The 3,876-nt window shown below is 48.3% G+C and carries 5 protein-coding genes; 4 read left to right on the top strand and 1 reads right to left on the bottom strand.

Translation table 11 applies throughout. The annotated features are described in order from the left end of the window. The first annotated feature begins 67 nt into the window (after positions 1-67). The 4 genes from Q5691_RS27345 (at position 68) to Q5691_RS27330 (ending at position 2,399) form a co-directional block, all read left to right on the top strand. Positions 68-364: a hypothetical protein gene (locus Q5691_RS27345; RefSeq protein WP_333348368.1), complete on the top strand. Its 297-nt coding sequence runs from the start codon at positions 68-70 to the stop codon at positions 362-364. Continuing rightward, positions 348-806 (top strand): hypothetical protein, encoded by a 459-nt coding sequence (locus Q5691_RS27340; RefSeq protein WP_333348364.1) that lies wholly within the window; start codon positions 348-350, stop codon positions 804-806. The genes Q5691_RS27345 and Q5691_RS27340 overlap by 17 nt, the downstream gene beginning before the upstream one ends. A gap of 307 nt (positions 807-1,113) precedes the next feature. Beyond that, positions 1,114-1,899, top strand: coding sequence for a ParA family protein (locus Q5691_RS27335; RefSeq protein WP_106331468.1), 786 nt, complete (start codon positions 1,114-1,116; stop codon positions 1,897-1,899). Continuing rightward, the gene (locus Q5691_RS27330) at positions 1,896-2,399 is read left to right on the top strand and encodes a hypothetical protein (protein WP_333043158.1); all 504 of its coding nucleotides are present in this window, start codon (positions 1,896-1,898) and stop codon (positions 2,397-2,399) included. Before Q5691_RS27335 ends, Q5691_RS27330 begins: the two co-directional genes overlap by 4 nt. Positions 2,400-2,796: 397 nt before the next feature. Here Q5691_RS27330 and Q5691_RS27325 read toward each other — a convergent pair whose 3' ends face one another. Continuing rightward, positions 2,797-3,747, bottom strand: a complete 951-nt coding sequence (locus Q5691_RS27325; RefSeq protein WP_333312353.1) for a tyrosine-type recombinase/integrase — start codon at positions 3,745-3,747, stop codon at positions 2,797-2,799. Between the last annotated feature and the right edge of the window lie 129 nt (positions 3,748-3,876).

The following is a 3,876-nucleotide window of genomic DNA, read 5'->3' as shown; positions in this document are numbered from 1 at the left end:
TTAATTGGGTCAACAGGTCAAACATGAGTAATTTTACTCATTGACAATAGTGCTTTTAGCTTAACTTGTGAGTAATGATCAGGGGTTATTGCGCTACGGAAGATCCGCCCCTGATTATCGAAGCACAAACTCTCATTCAGTTGCCGTCAGACTGCCAGGGGGGGAAGCCGACTTAGGACTATTGCGCGTAGTGATTGAAGAGGAAAATCGCCGTCAAAGCCCACTCCCCGTTGACTCTTTAATCGCTTTAGGACAATTGCGACAAGAAAGACGGTTAGAGGCGTTGCTGAATCAGGGTATGAAAAAAATAACTTTAAAATCCCAAAGCTTTGTGGATACTGGTTTCTATGACGGTCATATTTAGCGTTTCATACCGTAAATCAGCAACGCCCGCTTTAGGACAATTGCGACAAGAAAGACGGTTAGACACGGCTACTCTCGCCCGTGCCATTCAGCGAGATGAAGCGATCGCCCGCAGCGTGTTAGAACGATTAGTTGAAGCTGGTTTGGTAGAAGCGCGTGGCGTCAAAAAAGGACGCACCTACACCCTTAGCCCCTTAGTTTACCGAGAACTGGGACAATCCGCTGATTACGTTCGGCAAGCAGGCTTTGAACCCATTCAGCAAGAGCAAATGGTGCTTCAATATGTAAGGACTCACGGCAGAATTACCAGAAAAGAAGCTGTGGAACTTTGTCGTATCAGCGAAGACCAAGCTAGTCGCCTGCTGCGGAAGTTGACTGATGCCAACCAGTTGAAATTAGAGGGTCAAGGCCGCGCGTCATATTATGTTGTTTTCTCGCTATAAAACACGCGCCGCGCCTTTTAAACACGCGCCGCGCCTTTTAAACACGCACCGCGCCTTTTAAACACGCATCTATAGAGTCTGTGGAGGAAAATTGGGTGGGGACTGCGCGAGCTCCGCTCACTTGCTAGTTTTAATAATTTAGCTTTTTACTAAAAAGCCAATTTTAGCTCTTTATTTTTTAAATAAAATAGTCAATAGTTAAATTACTAAAATAATAAAATTAGTTTTTTACTAAATCAACTATTGACTAATTTCGTTTTTTAGATGACGATATATATAGAAAACCCCATCCCATGTCCCTAAAGCCATGATCGCAGTCGCCATCGCGTCCCTGTCCGGGGGGCAGGGCAAGACAACCGCATCTCTATTCCTGAGCCGCCTCCTAGCCAGCCGGGGCTATCCCACACTGGCTATCGACGCCGACCCCCAACACAACCTGACCACCTACCTGGGGCTAGAACTGCAACCCAACCAGCCCACCTTGCTGGAAGTTCTCAAAAAATCCGTGCCCATCGAAGACGGCATCTATCCAGTCGAAGGTAGCGACAACTTGTTTCTAATTCCCTCCGACGACGGGCTTGACGCCGCCGCCGACTACCTATCCAGCAGCGGCGTCGGCGCCACCCTGTTGCTGCGCCGCCTCGAACCAGTTGCCGAAGCCTTTAAATTTTGTATCATTGACGCACCCCCGCAGCGCTCGCAGATTTGCCTAACCGCAATCGGTGCCGCCGACACCGTAATCGTACCCGCCGAAGCCTCCGTCAAAGGCTACGGTTCCCTAGTGCGGACACTCGACTTGCTCAACTCCATGAGAGATGTCAAAGCAACCAACGCTACCGTACTAGGAGTGCTGCCCTTCCGCGACCGCTGGATTGGCAACACTCAAACCCTAGAGAGCCGCCTAGCCGTAGAAGGAATGAAAGACGAAGTTGAAAACGAATTAATTCTCCCTTCAATCCGAGAATCCGAACAGTACAAAAAAGCCATTAACAAACGCCAAACTCTCAGCGAATTAGGACATCCCGACTTAGAATATCCCTTTGAAATTCTGCTCGCCAAAATTGAGTCTCTTTTACAACAAAAAGTACAATGAGTGACAGCATCCTCGACCAAATTCGCTCCAACCGCAAGCGAACAGTTGTTCCAAGCCGAGAAGATACTTTAATCGCCCCCAAACAGGAGAGCGAACAAATAGCTCAACGTTCAACTCCGGCGAACGAAACTTCAAACGAAACTTCAAACAAAACTTCGGCTAACGAAACTTCGGCTAACGAAACTTCAACGAACGCAACTTCAAACGAAACCACTAATCCCAATTCAACATTAGAAGAGTTAAAAGCAGAACTCGCGAAACTTCCGCCAACTCGTCGCCATTCTGCCGTTGTTTTAGATGCAGAAATAGATGCTAACTTGACAAGATTTTGCAAAGAAAAAGGAGTGACCGTAGAAGTATTTTTAGAAGCTGCCTGGCTGCAAGCAGAAGCTTCATCCGAGCTGATGGAAAAAATCTTAGTAGAAGCCAAGTGCCGCTACGATTCCAGAAAACTTGCTGGGAAGTTGAGGCGGCTGATTACAATGCTATCTGGGCGCTGATAGGGAGATGCTACTGCCATTAAACAGTTAACAGTTGATAGTTGATAGTTGATAGTTGTCCACACTGTTAAAAGAACGAGTGGAAAGGCACGCAATCAAAAAAGCCATGAGTGGTTTAATTACTGCGATCAAATAACGGACATTTCTCGCAAGTTATTTAACACGGCGCTGAAGTTTGAGGATTTGTGCGAAGTGAGGATTGTCCCCAAAACGGGATGTTATGTTGTTGAAGTAGTTTACTCTGAACCTGACAACAGCCAATTCTTCTGTAGCTTAAACCCAGAATTAGCGGAGGCTATTGATAAAGGAACTATAAGTTTCATCAGAGTCCTAGATGTCAGTCTTGTCCACCTTTTATAGTGCGTCAGCACTTAACGGGAGAGAACGTCACAAAGCCCTAAAATTCCAAATGCTGCACGGCCCGCCGCTTAGTTTCCTCCCCACGCCTGTCATATTTGGCCGTAGTTACCGGAGAAGCATGACCCGCCAACTTTTGCACCGTCACAATATCCACCCCAGCATCAAGGAGGTCCGAGCAAAACGTGCGCCGGAAATCGTGGGGACTAAAAGACTCCACCCCAGCGAGAAACGCCCGTCGCTGCACAATCTTCAACACACCATCCTCCGTCATCCGCCGGCGCTGAATTTCTCCCCCCTTCCGAATCGGGTACAACAGAGGCCCAGTCGCCTCTCCCCTCAACTCCAGCCACTGGGACACTAAAACGCAAGCAGACTCCGGGAGATAAACCGTCCTGTCTTTCTTGCCCTTGCCCTCTCTGATGAACAGCGCTCCCGTGGATAGATTGAAATCACGCTTCAAGAGATTGACCGCTTCAGAGCGACGGATGCCGCCCCCTCGCAAGATAGCAATCAGCGCCGAGTCCCTAACATCAATAGGGGTCTTACCAGAGCAGCTTTGCATCAATGCAGCAATCTCACAGAGCGTTAGCGCGCGCCCCCTAACCTTTCCCGATTGCTTGATACTCCTGACATCCACCGCTTTACTGTAATCTATGGGGTCGATTAAATCCAACCGCAGAGCTTCCTTCAACACCCGTCGCAGGGCGCACAGCATTTGGTTCACCGTCGCCGGGGCGTACTTTTTCTCCATAGCCGAGCGCAGAGCCGCCGTATGTTTGTAGCGCAATGCCGCCCAATTCAAAGTCATTGCGTCGCACTCCCCACCTGTCAGCATTCGGGCCATGATATTGAGTCCTTCTCTCATGGTTGCCTTTGACCGCTCGCTCCCCAAACTGTCGAGGTACACTGCTGCTGGGTGCTGAGTCAGGGGTACCGGACAGGGCAGATTCAATGTTTCCGGCTGTTGCTCTCCAATTCTGTTGAGCATTTACTCTTTCAAAGTGACATTATAAATACTAAATTTTACGCCGAAAAGGCGTTAAGTACATGAACAGAAATATTTACACAGATATAATTTTGCAAGGCTCACAGGAAGAGAATTTCCGATTCTATTTTG

The organism is Microcoleus sp. w1-18aA5 (genome assembly GCF_036701705.1).
Classification (GTDB): domain Bacteria; phylum Cyanobacteriota; class Cyanobacteriia; order Cyanobacteriales; family Microcoleaceae; genus Microcoleus.
The sequence above is the reverse complement of the archived record's forward strand: the minus strand, read 5'-3'. Positions and strand labels throughout refer to the sequence as shown.

Excerpts from the sequence above, each read along its gene's own strand:
- Q5691_RS27340 (WP_333348364.1), top strand. The coding sequence starts at position 348 with ATGACGGTCATATTTAGCGTTTCATACCGTAAATCAGCAACGCCCGCT.
- Q5691_RS27335 (WP_106331468.1), top strand. The coding sequence starts at position 1,114 with ATGATCGCAGTCGCCATCGCGTCCCTGTCCGGGGGGCAGGGCAAGACA.
- Q5691_RS27330 (WP_333043158.1), top strand. The coding sequence starts at position 1,896 with ATGAGTGACAGCATCCTCGACCAAATTCGCTCCAACCGCAAGCGAACA.
- Q5691_RS27325 (WP_333312353.1), bottom strand. The coding sequence starts at position 3,747 with ATGCTCAACAGAATTGGAGAGCAACAGCCGGAAACATTGAATCTGCCC.